Source organism: Catellatospora sp. IY07-71 (assembly GCF_018326265.1).
In the GTDB taxonomy this organism is placed as follows: Bacteria; Actinomycetota; Actinomycetes; order Mycobacteriales; family Micromonosporaceae; genus Catellatospora.
In genome coordinates this window covers 3,618,467-3,636,597 of sequence record NZ_AP023360.1, presented here as the reverse complement: position 1 = coordinate 3,636,597, position 18,131 = coordinate 3,618,467, and the positions used below count along the sequence as shown (strand labels likewise).

General features: G+C 73.5%; 16 protein-coding genes. 9 read left to right on the top strand and 7 right to left on the bottom strand.

From position 1 onward, the window contains the following. Positions 1–28: 28 nt before the first annotated feature. Both CS0771_RS16425 and CS0771_RS16420 read right to left on the bottom strand, forming a co-directional pair. Positions 29–2,167 (bottom strand): DUF2264 domain-containing protein, encoded by a 2,139-nt coding sequence (locus tag CS0771_RS16425; RefSeq protein WP_244870831.1) that lies wholly within the window; start codon positions 2,165–2,167, stop codon positions 29–31. Beyond that, positions 2,164–3,174, bottom strand: coding sequence for a hydroxyacid dehydrogenase (locus CS0771_RS16420; RefSeq protein WP_212841800.1), 1,011 nt, complete (start codon positions 3,172–3,174; stop codon positions 2,164–2,166). The genes CS0771_RS16425 and CS0771_RS16420 overlap by 4 nt, the downstream gene beginning before the upstream one ends. 314 nt (positions 3,175–3,488) lie before the next feature. Here CS0771_RS16420 and CS0771_RS16415 point away from each other — a divergent pair, with 314 nt between their 5' ends. Genes CS0771_RS16415 through CS0771_RS16400 form a run of 4 tightly spaced genes read left to right on the top strand, consistent with a single transcriptional unit; the run spans position 3,489 to position 7,915 of the window. After that, entirely contained in the window at positions 3,489–4,616 is a 1,128-nt protein-coding gene (locus CS0771_RS16415) for a substrate-binding domain-containing protein (RefSeq protein WP_212841799.1), read from the top strand. Beyond that, on the top strand, positions 4,609–6,264 hold the full coding sequence (locus CS0771_RS16410) for a heparinase II/III family protein (RefSeq protein WP_212841798.1): 1,656 nt from the start codon (positions 4,609–4,611) through the stop codon (positions 6,262–6,264). Before CS0771_RS16415 ends, CS0771_RS16410 begins: the two co-directional genes overlap by 8 nt. Before the next feature lie 43 nt (positions 6,265–6,307). Beyond that, on the top strand, positions 6,308–7,591 hold the full coding sequence (locus CS0771_RS16405; protein ID WP_212841797.1) for a Tat pathway signal protein: 1,284 nt from the start codon (positions 6,308–6,310) through the stop codon (positions 7,589–7,591). A 15-nt stretch (positions 7,592–7,606) separates the two neighbouring features. Continuing rightward, positions 7,607–7,915 (top strand): putative quinol monooxygenase, encoded by a 309-nt coding sequence (locus CS0771_RS16400; protein ID WP_212841796.1) that lies wholly within the window; start codon positions 7,607–7,609, stop codon positions 7,913–7,915. Positions 7,916–7,973: 58 nt separating this feature from the next. Here the strand turns inward: CS0771_RS16400 and CS0771_RS16395 are convergent, their stop codons facing one another. Further along, positions 7,974–8,354, bottom strand: coding sequence for a tautomerase family protein (locus CS0771_RS16395; RefSeq protein WP_244871364.1), 381 nt, complete (start codon positions 8,352–8,354; stop codon positions 7,974–7,976). Between the two features lie 509 nt (positions 8,355–8,863). Between CS0771_RS16395 and CS0771_RS16390 the strand changes: the two genes are divergently transcribed. The 3 genes from CS0771_RS16390 (at position 8,864) to CS0771_RS16380 (ending at position 13,013) form a co-directional block, all read left to right on the top strand. Continuing rightward, entirely contained in the window at positions 8,864–10,612 is a 1,749-nt protein-coding gene (locus tag CS0771_RS16390; protein ID WP_212841794.1) for an ABC transporter ATP-binding protein, read from the top strand. A 17-nt stretch (positions 10,613–10,629) separates the two neighbouring features. Continuing rightward, a complete protein-coding gene (locus CS0771_RS16385) occupies positions 10,630–12,369 on the top strand; it encodes an ABC transporter ATP-binding protein (protein WP_212841793.1) in 1,740 nt (579 codons plus the stop codon). A gap of 170 nt (positions 12,370–12,539) precedes the next feature. Beyond that, entirely contained in the window at positions 12,540–13,013 is a 474-nt protein-coding gene (locus tag CS0771_RS16380; protein ID WP_212841792.1) for an iron chaperone, read from the top strand. Between the two features lie 67 nt (positions 13,014–13,080). Here the strand turns inward: CS0771_RS16380 and CS0771_RS16375 are convergent, their stop codons facing one another. Next, complete coding sequence (locus CS0771_RS16375) at positions 13,081–13,743, bottom strand: response regulator transcription factor (RefSeq protein WP_212841791.1); 663 nt, start codon at positions 13,741–13,743, stop codon at positions 13,081–13,083. Continuing rightward, entirely contained in the window at positions 13,740–14,870 is a 1,131-nt protein-coding gene (locus CS0771_RS16370) for a sensor histidine kinase (protein ID WP_212841790.1), read from the bottom strand. The genes CS0771_RS16375 and CS0771_RS16370 overlap by 4 nt, the downstream gene beginning before the upstream one ends. A gap of 215 nt (positions 14,871–15,085) precedes the next feature. On the opposite strand from CS0771_RS16370, the gene CS0771_RS16365 reads away from it, so the two are divergent. Continuing rightward, positions 15,086–15,520 (top strand): DUF6223 family protein, encoded by a 435-nt coding sequence (locus CS0771_RS16365; protein WP_212841789.1) that lies wholly within the window; start codon positions 15,086–15,088, stop codon positions 15,518–15,520. A gap of 55 nt (positions 15,521–15,575) precedes the next feature. Here CS0771_RS16365 and CS0771_RS16360 read toward each other — a convergent pair whose 3' ends face one another. Together CS0771_RS16360 and CS0771_RS16355 are read right to left on the bottom strand one after the other, a co-directional pair. Further along, complete coding sequence (locus CS0771_RS16360; protein ID WP_212841788.1) at positions 15,576–15,791, bottom strand: hypothetical protein; 216 nt, start codon at positions 15,789–15,791, stop codon at positions 15,576–15,578. Then, a complete protein-coding gene (locus CS0771_RS16355; protein WP_244871363.1) occupies positions 15,782–17,068 on the bottom strand; it encodes a transposase in 1,287 nt (428 codons plus the stop codon). The genes CS0771_RS16360 and CS0771_RS16355 overlap by 10 nt, the downstream gene beginning before the upstream one ends. Before the next feature lie 164 nt (positions 17,069–17,232). Here CS0771_RS16355 and CS0771_RS16350 point away from each other — a divergent pair, with 164 nt between their 5' ends. Continuing rightward, a complete protein-coding gene (locus CS0771_RS16350) occupies positions 17,233–18,114 on the top strand; it encodes an oxidoreductase (RefSeq protein ID WP_212841786.1) in 882 nt (293 codons plus the stop codon). Positions 18,115–18,131: the final 17 nt, after the last annotated feature.

Genomic DNA, 18,131 nt, shown 5'->3' with positions numbered 1-18,131 from the left:
AAACGTTCCTTCCTGCCAGGAAAGCCGCTCACGCGGCGGAGGATCGGTTCTGTGCGGGGTGGTGCGGGCCGGTCGGCGGCAGGGGCAGCGCCGCCGTGGTGGTGGCCTGGTCCGGCCAGGTGACCCGGACGACCGGCGCGTCCTCGGGTCCGGTGATCTCTGCATACGGCGGCACGGTGCCACCGTTGAGCGCCAGCGCCGCGACGTGCCAGGCACCCGCGCGCGGCACCGCCTTCAGCCACGGGACGGCGGTCCACTCCCCCAGCGGGGTGGCGTCGGGCAGCCGGTCCACCCCGGCCACGGTCAGGCCGGACAGGCCGATCGCGGTCGAGGCGAGGCTGATCCCGTCGGCGTGCGCGACGGGCCAGGCGGCTGCCTGCGGCGATCCGGCCTGGACCGAAGCGGTGCCGCCTGGCTGCGGTGATCCAGGCTGGACCGAAGCCGTTCTGCCTTCCTGTGCCGACGGGGCCTCGGCAAAGGCGGTGCCCGAGCCGGTCAAGGGGCCGTGAGGTTCGGCGGCCGGCAGGTCCGCGGCCGGGACGGGCCAGCCGCCGAGCCGCAGCCCGGTGACCCGCTCCCAGCCGGGCGCACCGGCCGGGTCGACGTGGACCAGTCGGACCTCCCACGCGCCGCGCACCACCGAGACCGTGGTGAGGGTGCCCGCGTCGAGGGCCGCGCCGGGGCGGCCGGAGCCGTGGTCGGGGGCGGTGGGGTCGGGCTCGACCCAGTGGCAGCGGGCGCGCGAGGCCAGCACCGCGGCCTGCCCGCCGTCGTCCAGCCGGACGTCGAGCGTGGTGAAGCCGCTGCGGTGGGTGGCCCGGCCGAGCGCGTCGAGCAGCACCGCCGACTGGTCCAGCGGGCTGTCCCAGCCGTCGTCGTCCATCACCGGCGCGGTCGCGGTCGAGTAGCCCAGCCGCGCGTAGACCGGCGAGTCGCCGGTGCGGTCGCCGGGGCGGGCGTGGTCGGTGCCGTGGTTGTAGACCCGGACGACGCCGTCGGCCCTGGTCGCGGCCACCGCCCAGCCGGGCGCGGCGATGACGGCGAGCTGGTCGCCCTGCTCAACGGGCAGCGGCTGCTCGACGGCGGTCCACACGGGATGGTCGGCGGGCAGCGCGAGGCCGAGCATGCCCTTGGCCGCCCAGTACGGCGAGGCGGTGCCGGAGTAGCGCTGGGCCATGCGCCGCCACGGGTGGAACCAGCCGAGGGTGAGCAGTCCGTCCTCGTCGGGGGCGCCTCGGTCGGCGAAGTGCTTGACCACGCCGGATGCGGCCCGGCGCAGCAGCCCGGGGCTGACCGCCTCGCTGCCCGCGACGGCGCCGGCCCAGTACGGGGCGGCGGCCGCGAACCGGTAGACCAGGCTGCGGCCCTGCAGCAGCGGCGAGCCGTCCGCGCCGACCAGCTGCACGGCGTCGAGCAGGAACCGGTCCAGCCGCTGCCGGTAGGCGGGCAGGCGCGGCGCGGACATCTCCTGCGCGCCGGCCATGCGGCTCCACAGGATCGGGTAGAGGTGCAGCGCCCAGCCGACGTAGTGGTCGTAACTGCGCTCGTCGCCGTCGCTGTACCAGCCGCCCGCGCGGACGAACGACTCGTGCCGGGCCAGGTCGGACTCCATGTCCGCAAGCGACCACGGGCCGCCGACGGAGGCGAGGAACTGCTCGACCACGATGCGGAACCACACCCAGTTGTTCTGCGGGTAGGTGTGGTCGCCGACGACCTGCGCGAGGTAGTCCACGACCCGCTCCTGCACGGCCGGGTCGAGCCGGTCCCACAGCCACGGCCGGGTCAGGTCCAGGATCAGCGCGATCGAGGCCGCCTCGACCTTGGCCTGGCCGTGCTCGCGGGGCATGACCCAGCGCTCCGGCGAGTGCGGGTCGCTGCCCGCCGCGATGCCCGCGGCGTACCGTTCGAGCAGGTTGCCGGGGTCGGCGCCGTGCTCGCCGGCGATGCGGAACCCGGCGAGCAGGAAGGTGCGGGCGAAGCCCTCCAGCCCGTCGACCGCGGTGCCGTAGCCGCCGGGCGCGCCGGGCGGGGTGATCCGGGCCCCGGTCGGCGAGGCGTGGCGCCAGGCGGCGTCGAGCATCCGGTCGGCCAGCGCGGCCCACTCGGTGCGGGTCCAGCCGGTGTACGGCGAGATGTCCACCTCGGGCCGCATGGTCTTCTCCTTCACGCGCTCACCTCCAGGGCCTCGCTGGTGACGGCGTGCAGCGCGGGCTCGCCGCGGACGAAGCGGGCCAGCTCGTCCAGCGCCTGCGTGCTGAGCCGGCGGGTCTCGGAGCCGAGCGACCCGGCGATGTGCGGGGTGATCATGACGTTGGGCAGCTGGGCCAGCAGCGACCCGGCGGGCAGCGGCTCGGGGTCGGTGACGTCGAGGATGGCGTTGAGCCGCCCGGTGGTGCACTCGCGCTCCAGCGCGGCGGTGTCGAGCACGGCGCCGCGGGCGGTGTTGATGACGGTCGCGCCGTCGGGCAGCAGGGCCAGCTCGCGGGCGCCGATGGCGTGGCGGGTCTGCGGCAGCTCCGGCAGGTGCAGGGAGACGATCTCGGAGGCGGTCATCAGCTCGTCCAGCTCGACCAGGCGGCCGCCCGCGGCGGCGACGGCGGCCGGGTCCGCGTACGGGTCGGTGACCAGGATCTGCCCGGTCTCGATGGTACGCAGGCGCTCCACGACGCGGCGGCCGATGCGGGAGAAGCCGACGATGCCGACGGTGCGGCCGTAGTTGGACAGGTCCTCGCGGTGGTGCACGGCGTCCCAGTCGGCCGGGTGCAGCCGCGACTGCGCGGCGAGCAGGTGTGCCTTCTTGCCCGCGAAGATGATCGCGGCGAGCGTGTACTCCGCGACGGGGGTGGCGTTGGCCTCGGCGGCGCTGGTGACCAGGATGCCGCGCTGCCATACGCCGTCGGAGACCAGGTGGCGCACGCTGCCGGCGCAGTGCAGCACGGCCCGCAGCCGGGGCGCGGCGTCCAGCCGCTCGGCGGTGAGGGTGGGCGCGCCCCAGGACGTGATCAGCACCTCGGTCTGGGCCAGCCGGGCCCGGGTGTGCGGGTCGTCGATGTCGTCGGACCAGATCGGATCGCCGAGGTCGGCCAGTGACCGCAGCCGGGACAGCTCCTGCGGCCCGAACTGGAGCCGGAACGTCTCGGGCCGCATCACGAGCAGTGCCTGCGGACGGTACATGCGGTGGCCCCTCCGGTCACGGTACGGCTTTGCTGATATGTTCATTTCTGTTCGTTCGAACAGGTGCGATGAGTAGACCAGCGCGAGAACTGCACGACAAGGGCCCGTTACCGAGCTGTAACACGAAACCCGTTGACCTGGACTTTTCTTTGTGAACGAATTTGTTCGTTTCAGCGGAGGGAGGGTGCGGTGCAACCATGCCGGTCCGGGCCGGTCACATCCGGCCGAACGGCCACCCGCCGCGTGCGCTGCCGCCGCGGGCGTCCGTGCACAATCGACGCCTACGCGCGTTACCCGACCGTGGAGGCCCACGCGTGACCCTGTCCGAGTCCCCGCTGCTGCCCGACCAGCGCCGCGAACGGCTGCTGGCCGACCTGCGCGCGCACGGCACGCTGCGGGTCAGCGAGATCGCCCGCGCCCTCGGCGTCACCACCGTCACCGTGCGCCGCGACATCGCCCAGCTCGCCGACGAGGGCGTCATCGAGCGCGTGCACGGCGGCATCCGGCTGCCCCGCGGCGCCGACGCCCCGCCCGCCGCCGTGGCGGTCGAGGACCAGGGCAGGCCCGCCGCCGCCGACGAGGCCGACCGGCCCGCCGTGGGCATGGTCGTGCCGTCGCTGGACTACTACTGGCCCGAGATCGTGCGCGGGGCCCGCGACGCCGCCCCCGACGCCGGGGTGCGCATCGTGCTGCGCGGCTCGTCCTACGACGACATCGCCGACGTACGCCGCCAGACGACCTGGCTGATGGAGAACGCGGGCGTGCAGGGCCTGCTCATCGCCCCGCCCACGGTCGGCGACGAGGCGGCGGCGCTGGTCGCCTGGCTGGCCGGGCTGGACATCCCCGTCGTGTTCGTCGAGCGCACCGCCACCGTCGGGCCGTACCTGGAGCACGTCGAGTCCGTCTCCACCGACCACGCCTTCGGCGCCAGCCTGGCCGTGCGCCACCTCGCCGCGCAGGGCCACCGCCGGGTCGGCTTCCTCGCCTCGGCCAGCAGCCCGCACACCCCCGCCGTACGCCGCGGCTGGCGGCAGACCGCCGAGGACATCGGGCTCGACCTCGCGGGCACGCCGGAGCTGATCAGCCCCGACCACCGCGACCCGCGCTGGGGCGACGAGATCGACCGCGGCATCGACGCCTGGACCGCCACCGGCACCACCGCGCTGCTGGCCCACTCCGACCGGGAGGCGATCTCGCTGGTCGCGCGGTGCGAGGAGCGCGGCGTCCGGGTCCCCGGGGACCTGGCCGTGGTCGCGTTCGACGACGAGGTCGCGGGCCTGGCCAACCCGGCGCTCAGCGCGATCCGGCCGGCCAAGTACCCCATCGGACAGACCGCGATGCAGCTGCTGTCCCAGCGGCTGCTCGACCCGGACCGGCCGGTGCACCGGGTGCTGGTCAGCCCGCAGCTGATCGTGCGCGACTCCAGCGGCGCCCGTGGCTGAACCCGGCCTGCCCCGGCCCGCCGCCGCGCTCACCTCGCTGGTGCGCGACATCCGCGCCGCGGCCGCCGAGGACACCATGCCCGAGCTGACCTTCGCCGCGTACCGCGACTTCGCCGACACCGGCAACCGGCTGCGCTACGAGGACCGCTACTTCCGCCGCCGCGCGCGGCTGGCCGCCCGCGCCGCCCAGGCGCTGCTCGACCCGGGCGCCGACCTCGGGCCGCTGGCGGACACCCTGTGGTCGGTGTGCGACGAGTACACCTGGGCGCTGCCCGCGCACGAGCGCCACGGCACCCGGCCTGAGCGGTGCGTCGACCTGTTCGCCGCGGAGACGGCGCACACCCTCGCCGAGACCGTCGCCGGGCTGGGCGACCGTCTCGACCCGCGCGTCGCCGAACGGGTCCGCGACGAGGTCGAGCGGCGGGTGTTCGCGCCGTACGCGGACGAGCGGCCACTGGCCTGGGAGGGGTTCGGCAACAACTGGGAGGCGGTGTGCGGCGGGGCGGTCGGCATGGCCGCGCTCGCGCTGCTCGGCGACTCCCCCGGCGACCGGGACCGGCTCGGCGCGATGCTGGACCGCAGCCGCCGGGCCATGGCGTCCTACCTGGCCGGGTTCGGCGACGACGGCGGATGCGCCGAAGGCGTCGACTACTGGGTCTACGGCTTCGGGTACTTCGTGTACTTCGCCGAGGCGCTGCGGGCGTACACCGGAGAGGATCTGCTCGCCGCGCCGAAGGTGCGCGAGATCGCGGCCTTCCCGCACCGGGTCGCGCTGGGCGGCGGGGCGTACGTGCCGTTCTCGGACGGCTCGGAGCGGCCGTGGCTGCCCGCGGGGCTGCTCACGCGGCTGGCCGAGCGGTTCGGGACGCCGCCGCCGTCGGTGGTCCCGTCGCTGCACGACGACCACTGCTACCGGTGGGGGCACCTGTCGCGCACCCTGTCCTGGCACCGGCCGCTGTCGGCTCCGGAGGAGGCGGAGACGTCCAGCTACCTGCCGGACCTCGGCTGGGCCGTGCATCGCGGGCGGCACGCGTTCGCGGCCAAGGGCGGGCACAACGACGAACCGCACAACCACAACGACCTCGGTCACTTCGTCCTGCACACGCAGGGCGAGAGCGTGCTCGACGACCTCGGCGCGGGCGAGTACACCGCCGAGTACTTCCGGGCCGGGCGCTACGACGCGCTCCAGCCCTCGGCGCTGGGGCACTCCGTCCCGGTCGTCGACGGGCAGGCCCAGCTGCCGGGGCGGGACCGGGCCGCGAAGGTCCTGCGCCACGGGTTCGACGGCGGCACGCTCTGCTTCGATCTGGACCTGACCTCGGCGTACCGGGTCGCGGGGCTGCGGTCGCTGGTGCGGCGCTTCCGCTGGTTCCCGGAGGGACGGCTGGAGCTCACCGACGAGATCGACGCCGAGCGGGCGCTGCCGATCGACGAGATCTTCATCAGCCGCCGCAGACCGGCGCTGTCGGCGACTGCGGCGGACTGGGGCGGCCTCGTCCGGCTGATGCGCGGCATGCCGCAGGCCGTGGTGGAGGAGCTGCTCACCACCGACCACCACGGGCAGCCCGACCACGTCTACCGGCTGCGCTGCCCCGTGCTGGCACCGGCCGGGCGGTCCACCCACCGTTTCGTGTTCGAGCTGCGTTGACCCCGCTCAATCTGGAATCTCTTACGAGGCGCTGGCACGGTCGGTGTGCCACATCGCCGCCGAGAACGGCGACACCTCCCTGCGCGCGAACAAGTCTTCAGTGGCGCATTGGATCGCCGGAACCCGCCCTCAACCGCGCACGGCCGGCTACCTCGCCGAGGCCCTGTCCCGACGGCTCGCGCGTCCACTCACGCCTGCCGAACTCGGGCTAGGCTCAGGTGATGAATCCGTCTACGACCCGGCGACCCTGCCGCCGGACCCCGTGGCGGCCGTCGCGCATCTGGGACGAGCCGACGTGGACCGCCGCACCCTGATCTCCGGAGCCGCGTACTCGGTCGCCGCGCTCCTGCTGCCCCTGCAGCAGGCGGAGATCGCCGCGCGCGCTCACGCCGCCCGCAGCCGACCCATGAGTACCGTCGGCCAAGGCGAGATCGACGCCGTCCGGCAGATGACCACAGCGTTCAACGCCGCCGACGAGCGCCTCGGCGGAGGCCACGCCCGCACCGCCGTCGTCGAGTACCTGACCACCGACGTCACGGCGTACCTGCGCGGTTCCTTCGCCACGGACACGCTGCGCCGCTCGATGTTCGCCGCAGCCGCCCAGCTGTCGTACCTGGCCGGGTGGAAGGCCCACGACCTCGGCCTGCCCGGTCTGGCGCAGCGCTACTACCTCCACTCCTACCAGCTCGCAGCCGAGGCCGATCCTCACGCACACGCTGCGTACGGGCTGCGCATCCTCGCCCACCAGGCGATGGACCTCGGACGGCGGGAACACTGCGTCGACCTTGCCCACGCCGCGCTCGACCGGGTCAAAGGCCGGACCGACCCCGACACGGAAAGCCTCTTCTGGCTCACTGCCGCCCGTGCCTACGCCACCGACGGCAACAACCACCAGGCGCGCTCCGCGCTGACCACGGCAGAACAGTTGCTCGACCGTAGTCGCGGCGACGCTGCTCCGGAGTGGGCGTCGCTGGGCGGACCCGCCGAAGCCCGGCTGGCCAACCAGTCCGGCAAGGCCCTACAAGCGATGGGCGACCTCAAGGCCGCCGAGGACCAGCTCAGGCGCTCAGCACGCTGCTGGAACCCCGACACCCACCCCCGCATATACGCACTCACCCTTGCCGACCTAGCCGAGATCCAGTGCGCCCGAGGCAACGTTGAAGCCGCCTGTCAGACCTGGAACACCGCCCTCGACGGCATGACCGGCATCCGTTCCGCCCGCACCCGCGACGCGGTCGCCTCTATGCGCGCCCACCTCGCCGCCTACCGTCGACGCGGACTGGCCGCGGCCCAGCGCCTCGACGCCCGTGCTGCCGGTCACCGATGAGTCTCGGAGGCGGCGATGTTCGCCCTGGTAGTACGGTTTGACATCCGTGACGCGCAGTCGGCGGTCAGGTTCGACGAGCTGACGGAACAGGCGGTGGAGCACATCCGGGCGAAGGAGCCGGGCACGCTGGTGTACGCGGCACACAGGGTCGATGGTGAGCCCCTGGCGCGTGTGTTCTACGAGGTCTACGCCGACGACCAGGCGTTTCAGGCGCACGAGGCGGCCGAGCATGTGATCGCTTTCCACGCGGCGAAGGACCCGTTGCTGGTATCGCATCGGGTGGAGTTCCTGTCCCCGGCGACGGCGAAGGGTCTGCCGACGTGAGCGGTGACGATCCGGGCGCGTGGGCGGCTGGAGGGCGGATCGCGTTCCTACTGCGGCGTCAGGTCTCCACCTGGTAACCCAGTGTCAGCTCGTCACCGCTGTGGCCCCGGATCCCCCAGTTGTGGCGCGGGGTCTCGAAGATGGTGATCTCGACGTCCTGCGGTGCGATTCCGCACACCGCCTCCAGCCGGTTGAACAGCTCCCGGACCAGGCGTTTCCTGGTCTCGATCGTGCGCCCTTCGAACATCGAGATCTCGATGACGGTGTAGCGGTCCGTGCGGTCCGGCGGATGGATGAAGTCGGCGGGGTCGAGGGCGAGGAAGCGGTGGAACCGCTTCTCCTCGGGCAGGCCGAGCACGTCGACGGCGCAACCGTGGATCACGTCCGAGATCGCGCCGCGAGCAGCGTCGAGATGTGCTCTGTGCCCGTAGACCTTCACCTGCGCCAAAGCAGCGCCTCACTTTCAACCGGCGGTTATCAGGCCCACGACCAGGCGCAACGCGAGAAAGAGCGGGATGCCGCCTGCGAGCAGCCGGCCGCCCCACACCATCGGCTTCCGGGCGCGGCAGCCTGCGCAGGAAGAGTTCCGTGAACCAGGCGACGATACCGAGGATCGCCCCGGCGGTCGCGAACCGGCCGGGTCAAATGGCGGTGATCGTGGGTTCGTGTCGGAAAGTGAGGTCTGACCATAGGTTTGGACACGAGACACCGATCTTCGGTGAGGCCGGGTGCGGTTGGGCTGGCGTAGATCGCGCGTTCGTGTCCAAAAGTGAGGTCTGGCCGCACCTTCTGACACGAGACGCCGATCTTGGCGGGAGCGCGCGTGGCGCGCCCTGGAGGGCCAGGCCGTACCTCCCTACGGTGCGATTGTTCACACGTGCTGGTGAGGACGCTGGGCGGACGCAAAACGGGCATGCCAGAAAAGATGATCATGGGTAGCCTGAGCCCATGCCGCCACGTCTGCCCCACCCTGACCCCGGCATTCCCGACACCCGAGGCCCCGCACGGTATCTGTGGTGGCTGGTGCGCTGCCAGTGGCCGCGCGCGCTGCGGGGCAGCGTCATCGCCACCGCATGGATGATCGGGCTCGCGCTGCGGCCGTACCTGATCGCGCGGGCGATCGACGACGGCCTGCGCACCGGTGACTGGCCGGCGCTGCTGACCTGGGTCGCCGCGATCCTCGGCGCTGGCGTCGTGCTGGCGTACCTGGGGATCATGCGGCACCGGACGATGACGTTCCTGCGCGAGGACGCGACCGCGCGCTCGTCGCAGGTGCTGCTGCGGCACGTCGCGACACTCGGCGCGGTGCTGCCGCGCAAGGTGCCCGCGGGCGAGATCGCGACGGTGTGCGGCACGGACATCTCGCAGACCTCCTGGGCGCTGACCATGGTCGGGCCGGGGGTGGGCGCGGTGCTCGCGTACGTCACCGCGGGGTTCGTGCTGCACTCGGTCGATCCGGTGCTGGCCGTGGTCGTGCTGCTGGGCGTGCCGGTGGTGGCGCTGGTGGTGGGGCCGCTGCTCAACAAGCTGCAGGGCGTCGACACCCGCTACCGGTCCGAGCTGGGCGTGTTGACCACCCGGGCCGGTGACATCGTCTCCGGGCTGCGGGTGCTGGCCGGGGTCGGCGGCCGGGACCTGTTCGCGCGCCGCTACGCCGAGCGCTCGCAGCTGCTGCTGCGGCAGGGTTACCGGGTCGGCGACATCATGAGCTGGGTGCAGGCGCTGACGGTCGGCATCCCGGCGCTGTTCCTGGCCGCGGTCGTGTGGCTGTCGGCGCGGATGGCGGCCGAGGGGCAGATCACCGTCGGCGAGCTGGTGGCCGTGTACGGGTACGTCGCGGTGCTGGCGATGCCGGTCTGGTTCCTGCTCGAGGGCGGGTTCATGACGGTACGCGGCTTGGTTTCGGCTCGCCGGATCATCGCGGTGCTGCGGCTGCGGCCCGACGACGCGGGCGCGACCGGCACCGGCCCGGCGCCGGAGGGGCGCGCCGACCTGCACGATCCGGCCTCGGGGCTGACGGTCCCGGCGGGCCTGCTGCTCGGGGTGGCCGCCGACGACCCCGCCGACGCGATCGCGCTGGCCGACCGGCTCGGCCGGTACGTGCCCGGCGACGTGACCTGGGGCGGGCAGCCGCTGTCCGGGCTGGACCTGGCCGAGGTCCGGGGGCGGATCCTGGTCGCGGAGCACGAGTCGCACCTGTTCGCGGGCACCCTGCGCGAGGTGCTGCGGGTCCACGACGGGGTGACCGAGGCGCAGCTCGGCGCGGCGATCCGCGCCGCATCGGCCGACGACGTGGTCGAGTCGCTGCCGGGCGGGCTGGACGCGCCGGTCGAGGAGCAGGGCCGCAACCTGTCCGGCGGCCAGCGCCAGCGGGTGCGCCTGGCGCAGCACCTGCTCGCTGAGCCCGAGGTGCTGATCCTGCTCGACCCGACGTCGGCCGTGGACTCGCACACCGAGGCCCGGATCGCCGACCGGCTGCACGCGCACCGGGCGGGACGCACCAGCGTCGTGTTCGCCACGTCCCCGCTGCTGCTGGACCGGACCGACCTGGTGGCGTACCTGCGCGAGGGCCGGGTCGCCGCCGTCGGCACGCACGAGGAGCTGCTGCACACCGAGCCCGGCTACCGGGCGCTGGTCGCCCGCGACGCCGAGGAGCCGCAGACCGATGCCGCCGCGGAAGTCGGTGCGCTGCGATGACCGCTGCCGGAGGACCGATGAAGATGCTGCCCGTCGCCGACCGGGCGACCATCCGCGGTTCGGTCGCCGAGCTGGCCCGCGACGAGAAGGGCCCGCTGGGGCTCACGCTGGTCCTGCACCTGGCCGCCGCGGTCGTCGGGCTGGCCGCGCCGTGGCTGATCGGGCGGATCATCGACCGGGTCACCGGCGGTGCCGGAGCGGGCGAGGTCGATGTGCTCGCGCTGGCCATCGGCGGCTGCGTGGTCGCGCAGATCCTGCTGTCGCGCACCGCGCAGAACCTCGGCAACCGCGTCGCCGAACGCGCCAACGCGCGGCTGCGCGAGGACTTCGTCGCACGTACGCTGCGCCTGCCGGTCTCCGTCGTGGAGCGCGCCGGCACCGGTGACCTCGCCACCCGCAGCTCGGTCGACGTGGCGACCGTCGGCAACGCGCTGCGCCAGGTGGTGCCGACGGTGCTGATCTCGGCGATCCAGCTGGTGGCGATCCTCGCGGCGGTGTTCCTGCTGCATCCGCTGCTCGGGTTCGTGGTGCTGGCCGGTGCGCCCACCACGATCGCCGTCGCCCGGTGGTACCTGCGCCGCGCGCCCCAGGCGTACCTGGCCGAGGGCGATGCGACGTCGCGGCTGACCGAGACGCTGACCGCCACCGCCGAGGGCGCGCGGACGGTGGAGGCGCTGCGGCTGGCCGCCGGGCGCGAGCGGGAGGGCACCGCGCGGATCACCGACCAGTGGACGACCCGCCGGGCGACCCTGGCGCTGCGCAGCGTGTTCTTCCCGGTCGTGGAGTTCAGCTACGCGCTGCCCGCCGCGGCGATGCTGCTGGCGGGCGGCTTCTTCCTGGGCAACGGCTGGCTGAGCCTCGGTGCGGTGGTGTCGGCGACGCTCTACGCGCAGCAGTCCATCGAGCCGCTCGACCGGATCATCATCTTCCTGGAGCAGGCGCAGCGGGGCGGCGCGTCGCTGTCCCGGGTGCTCGGCATCGGGCTGGTGCCGCCGGAGCCGCGCGGCGTCGCCACGGCGCCACCCGGCCAGGCCCTGGTCGTACGCGGTGCGCGGTTCTCCTACGCGGGCGGCCACGACGTGCTGCACGGCATCGACCTGGAGGTGCGTCCCGGCGAGCGGCTGGCCGTGGTGGGCCCGTCGGGGGCGGGCAAGTCGACGCTGGCCCGGCTGCTGGCCGGGATCGACGCGCCGCGCGAGGGCGTGGTAAGCCTCGGCGGCGTGCCGGTGACCGAACTGGACCCGGCCGAGCGGCGCCGCCGCATCGCGCTGGTCACCCAGGAGCACCACGTGTTCATCGGCACGCTGCGCGACAACCTCGCCTTCGCCGCGCCGGGCGCGACCGAGGACGAGATGCTGGCCGCGCTCGCCGCCGTGGGCGCGGGCTGGTACGGCGACCTGCCCGACGGTCTCGACACCGAACTCGGCGACGGGGCGCGGCAGCTCAACCCCGCCGACGCGCAGCAGCTGGCGCTGGCCCGGCTGGTGCTGGCCGACCCGCACACGCTGATCCTCGACGAGGCGACCGCGGCGCTGGACCCGACGACCGCGCGGCGTACGGAGCGCTCGCTCGGGGCCGTCCTGGAGGGGCGGACGGTGATCGCGATCGCGCACCGGCTCTACACCGCGCACGACGCCGACCGGGTCGCGGTGCTGGAGCACGGGCGGATCAGCGAGCTGGGCAGCCATGACGAGCTGGTCCGGGCGGGTGGGGCGTACGCGGCGCTGTGGCACTCGTGGCACGGCGACAAGGCCTGACGCCCGGTCCCGGGCCGGTGCGTGACGCCGTTCCGTGGCGTGTTCCGTGGCGAGCACGGATGTCCGGCCGGGCTCCGTGGCGAAGACTGGGAAGCACGGAACACCCCGGGACACCGGCCCGGTGAGTGATCCAGGACCTCATCCGGCATCGCACACACAGGAGACCTGACATGGCCACCACGAAGACCGCCAAGAGCACCACCGCCGCCAAGAGCACCAAGGCCGCCGAGAAGTACGACGGCTTCACCGCCGAGGAGCGCGACGCGATGAAGGAGCGCGCCAAGGAGCTGAAGTCGGCGCGCCGCGGCGCCAAGGACGAGGAGCCCACCGTGCTGGCGAAGATCGCCGAGATGCAGGAGCCCGACCGGGCCCGTGCCGAGCGCATCCACGCCATCGTCCGGGCCAACGCGCCGCAGCTGGCGCCGAAGCTGTGGTACGGCATGCCCGCCTACGCCCGCGACGGCAAGGTGCTCTGCTTCTACCAGGCCGCGGAGAAGTTCGGCGCGCGCTACGCCACGTTCGGGTTCAACGACGTGGCCGGGCTCGACGACGGCACGGTGTGGCCGACCGCGTTCGCGATCACCGAACTGACCCCCGCCGACGAGGCGATGCTCGCCGAGCTGGTGAAGAAGGCGGTGAGCTGAGCGGACCGCCGCTCAGCACGCCGCCGGGCCGGGACGCCGTACGCGTCCCGGCCCGGCTCGTCCGTGCTCACCGGCCGCGCGGCGCGACCAGGCCCGACTCGTACGCGAGCACGACCAGCTGCGCGCGGTCGCGGGCGTGCAGCTTCGCCATGGCCCGGTTGACGTGGGTCTTCGCGGTCAGCGCGCTGATCACCAGCCGCTCGGCGATCTCGTCGTTGGACAGCCCCTGCGCGACCAGCACCACCGCCTCCCGTTCCCGGTTGGTCAGGCCGTCCAGCCCGGCCGTGGCGTCCGGCCGCGGCGGCTCGGCGACGTACCGGTCGATCAGCCGGCGGGTGATCGAGGGCGCGAGCAGCGCGTCGCCGCGCGCGGCGACCCGGATCGCGTGCAGCAGGTCCTCCGGCTCGATGTCCTTGACCAGGAACCCGGCGGCCCCGGCGCGCAGCGCGTGGAACACGTGCTCGTCGAGGCCGTAGTTGGTCAGGATCACCACGTGCACCCCGGCCAGGGCCGGGTCGGCGGCGATGCGGCGGGTCGCCTCGATGCCGTCCATGACCGGCATCTGGATGTCGACCAGCGCGATGTCGGGCAGGTGCCGCCGGGCCAGCGCCACGCCCTCGGCGCCGTCGGCGGCCTCGGCCACCACCTCGATGCCGTCCTCCACGTCGAGCAGCGCCCGGAACCCGCTGCGGATCAGCGGCTGGTCGTCTACGAGCAGGACCCGGATCACGGCGTACGCTCCACGGGCAGCTCGGCCCGCACGCTGAACCCGCCCTCGTCGCGCGGCTCGGCCCGCAGCCGCCCGCCCAGCGCGGTGACCCGCTCGCGCATGCCGAGCAGCCCGACGCCCGGGGTCGCGGTGCCGCCGGGCACGGCCCGCCCGTCGTCGTCGACCCGGATGGCGAGCACGTCGGGCCCGTAGTCGATGCGGACCGCGGCGGTGGCCGCCGCGGCGTGCCGGGCGACGTTGGTCAGCGACTCCTGCACGATCCGGTAGGCGGTGCGGTCCACCGCGGCAGGCACGTCGTGGCGCTGCCCCTCGATGGTCAGGGTCGCGTCGAGGCCCGCCGACCGGGCACGCGCCACCAGGTCGGGCACGTGGGCGAGCCCGTGCGGCGGGGTCCGGCCGTCGTCGCGCAGCGCCGCCAGGGTCGCCCGCAGCTCCCGGGCCGCCTCCCGCCCGGCCTCCTCGATGGCCAGCAGCGCCGGGGGCACCTGCTCGCCGCGCTTGCGGGCCAGGTGTACGGCGACCCCGGCCTGCACCTTGATGACCGAGATCTGGTGGGTGAGCGTGTCGTGCAGCTCGCGCGCGATGTGCAGGCGCTCCTCCTGGGCGCGGCGCAGCGCCGTCTCCTCCCGGGTGCGTTCGGCCTCGTCGGCGCGGCGCTCGGCCTGCCGCAGCGCCTCACCCGCGGCCGCGGCGGCGACCAGCCACGCGATCTCCAGCGCGCCCCGGGACTGCGCCAGCGCCTCGGCGACCGACAGGCCCTGCGGCAGGGTCAGCGCCGCGAGCGGCAGCGCGGCCAGCATCAGCACCGCCGCCACGACGGTGGCCAGACGATGCCCGGCGCGCATGGCGGCGTACACGGCGAACAGAAACGCGACGGCGGGCACATCGAACCCGAGCGCCTGGTAGCCGACGGTGCACAGCCCGGTGGCGGCCAGCACCGCCACCGGAGCGCGGCGGCGCGCGAACAGCGCCAGGCCGGCGGCCGTCAGCAGCACGAAGCCGAGCGGGTCGGCGCCGACCGCGGGACGGGCCGCGGAGAGCCCGGCGGCCAGCAGCGACGCCGCGACGCCGACGGCGACCGCCGCGTCCATGAGGCCGTGGGGGAGACGGGGCCGTCGTGTGCTCATGAGCGCACCCTAACCGGGTCCGACGCGCGAGGGCTCCTGCCCGCGAACGAGGTGGCGCATACCGCATCCGCGGTATCCCGCCCTGCTGCTACCGCGTACGCCGCAGGCGGGTGCGCCCCCCGCGGCAGTGCGGAATGCCTGCGGCTGGACGACGACCGGCGGCCGGTCCGGCGGCAGGATCGGTTGCACCACAACACGTTGCGAAGGAGACGCACATGAACTTGTCAGGAGCCCGGCGGCCGGTCCGGCTCGTGCTCGCCCTGGGCGGTGCCGTGCTGACCGGTGTATTCGGGTTCGCCGCACCGGCGGCCGCGTACGCCTCGGCCGCGCCCGGGGTCTTCTACCTGAGCGCCGGACGCCTCGGCGCCAGCATCGGCGGCCTGCTCGGGCTGGCCGGTGTGATCATCGGCTGGCTCGCCGTCGCCCGGCCCAACGGCCGCCTCGGTGTCGGCAACGGGCCGCTCGGGGCGATCGTGTCCCTGGCGGCGGGGGTGGTCGCGCTCGCGCTCGGCGCGCTGGTCGTGGCGACCTCCGACAGCGGGATCGGCACCGGCAACGGGCGCGGCGGCGCGTACGTGGCCCTGATTGTGGGCCTGATCAGCGTCGCGCTCGGCGGGCGGGCGCTGGCCCGCGCGCGCCGCGCCGGCTGACCCGCCCCGAGCCGACCCGGCCGTCGCGCCGGGTCAGCTCGCGTCCGCCGCCTCCTCACCGGTGAGCAGCTCGACGCCCGGCGGGATCCCGTCGGGCCCCGAGCAGCGGGATCGGGTCCGGCGGCAGCGGCACCGCGAACACTCCCCCGACGAGCAGGCTGTAGGTGCTCAGCGGGAACATCGCACCCGCGAGCAGGTCGCCGACCACCGGGCCGAACCCCTGACCGTACGCGGGGATCGTCGTCAGGAGGCGGGTAGCCGTCAGGTCCATTGATGGCGTGCGGCCGTCGCGGTCGAATGATCGCCCCGTCCCGCCGTCGAAGGTGAAGCACTTGACATCCTCCCCGCCCTAAAGGACGGGGATTCCCTTGGTCGCCCTCGGGTGTTCCTGTTTCGCCGACGACTGCCCGTCCGAGAGGTTCCTCGTTGGGGTCTTACATCGTCTCCGCAGGCTGTCACCGCCAGTCCGGCGGCCAGGATGTTGCGTGCCGCGTTGACGTCACGGTCATGGGTCTGCCCGCAGGGGCAGGTCCACGACCGCACGTCCAGCGGCATCTTTTCGGCGAGCACGCCGCAGGCCGAGCACAGTCTGGTCGAGGGGAACCAGCGGTCCACGACGATCAGGTCCCGGCCGTGCCAGGCAGCCTTGTACTCCAGCATGGTGCGCAGCTGCCGCCAGGCCGCGTCGCTGATCGCGCGGGCCAGGCGATGGTTCTTGACCATGTTACTTACGGCCAGGTCCTCGATCACGATCGCTTGGGTTTCACGAACGAGCCGAGTGGTCAGCTTGTGCAGGTGGTCACGCCGGCGGTCGGCGATCCGGCCGTGGATGCGGGCGACGGCGAGGCGGGCCTTGGCCCGGTTGGCCGAGCCCTTCTGCTTGCGGGCCAGGTCGCGATATGCGCGGGCCAGCCGGTCGCGGTCGGCGCGCTCGTGCCGGGGGTTGGTAATCTTCTCGCCGGTGGACAGGGTGAGCAGACTGTCGATCCCTGCGTCGATCCCGACACCGCCCACGGTGGCGGGGGTCTGTTCGATCACGTCGTCGCAGAGCACGGACACGAACCAGCGCCCGGCCGCATCGCACGACACGGTCACCGTCGACGGTGCACAGCCGGGTGGCAGCGGCCGCGACCACACGATATGCAGGGGTTCGGCCATCTTGGCCAGGGTCAGCGCCCCGTCGCGCCACCGGAACGCGCTGGCGGTGTACTCCGCCGAGCGGCGCGAGCGCTTCCTGGACTTAAACGTCGGATGGTTGGCGCGCTTGGCCCAGAAGTTGCCGAACGCGGTCTGCAGGTGCCGCAGCGCCTGCTGCAACGGCACGGACGAGACCTCGTTGAGAAACGCCAGGTCCTCGGTCTTCTTCCACCCGGTGAGCAGGGCCGAGGTAACGTTGTAGCCGACCCGCTCCCGGCGCTGGGTCCACGCCTCGGTCCGGGCCTGCAGGGCCATGTTGTAGACCAGCCGTACGCACCCGAACGTCCGCGACAGCTGCTCGGCCTGCACGTCAGTCGGGTAGAAGCGGAACTTGAACGCCCGCTTCACCATCCTCGACACGCCCTCGATCCTAACCGGACACACCGACGGCCTCGCCGTGAGGTATGGGACGACGCCGGTCCGCCTCGACGGCGGATCGGCCTTTCCTGTCCTGCTCCGCAGGGGTTCTGTTTCCTCTCCGGCCTGAAGGCCGGAGTATCCACAGAAGGAGTCTGATGAGCAGGGTCGCGATCGTGACCGGTGCGTCCGCGGGGATCGGCGCGGCCACCGCGCGCCGCCTGCACGAGCTGGGTTTCACCGTGTACGCGGTGGCGCGCCGGCTGGACCGGATGGCGCCGCTGGCCGAGCTGGGCATCCGCACCGCCAGCGTCGACGTCACCGACGACGCCGTCATGACCGCCCTGGTCGAGCGGGTCGTGACCGAGACCGGCCGCATCGACGTCCTGGTGAACAACGCCGGCTACGGCTCGTTCGGGGCGCTGGAGGACGTGCCGTTGGACGAGGCGCGGCGGCAGTTCGAGGTGAACGTGTTCGGCGCGGCCCGGCTGTGCCAGCTGGTGCTGCCGCACATGCGGGCGCAGGGTGGGGGCCGCATCATCAACGTCTCCTCGGTCGGAGCGCGGCTGTACGAGCCGCTGGGCAGCTGGTACCACGCGACCAAGTACGCCCTGGAAGGGCTGAGCGACTGCCTGCGGGTGGAGGTGAAGCCGCTCGGTATCGACGTGGTCCTGATCCAGCCGGGTGGCATAGAGACCGAGTTTCCGCAGGTGGCGGGAGATCGGCTGCTGGCCGTGTCCGGCGGCGGCGCCTATGCCGAGCAGTCGCGCCGATACGCGCTGGCGCTGACGGGCGAGGCGGACCACATCTCGTCGCCGCTGGTGGTGGCCGCGGCGATCGCGCGGGCGGCGACGGTGCGGCGGCCGCGCATCCGCTACGCGGTCGGGCGGGGCGCGAAGGCGGCGGTGTTCGCCCGCTGGCTGCTGCCGGACCGTGTCTTCGACCGCCTCGTGGTGGCGCTGTTCGCCGCGCTGGCCAGGGTCGCGGCCCGCCGCGCCCGGCCGCTGGAGCAGACCGCGCAGGCCGAGCCGGGCACCTGACCGGCACAATCATCGGG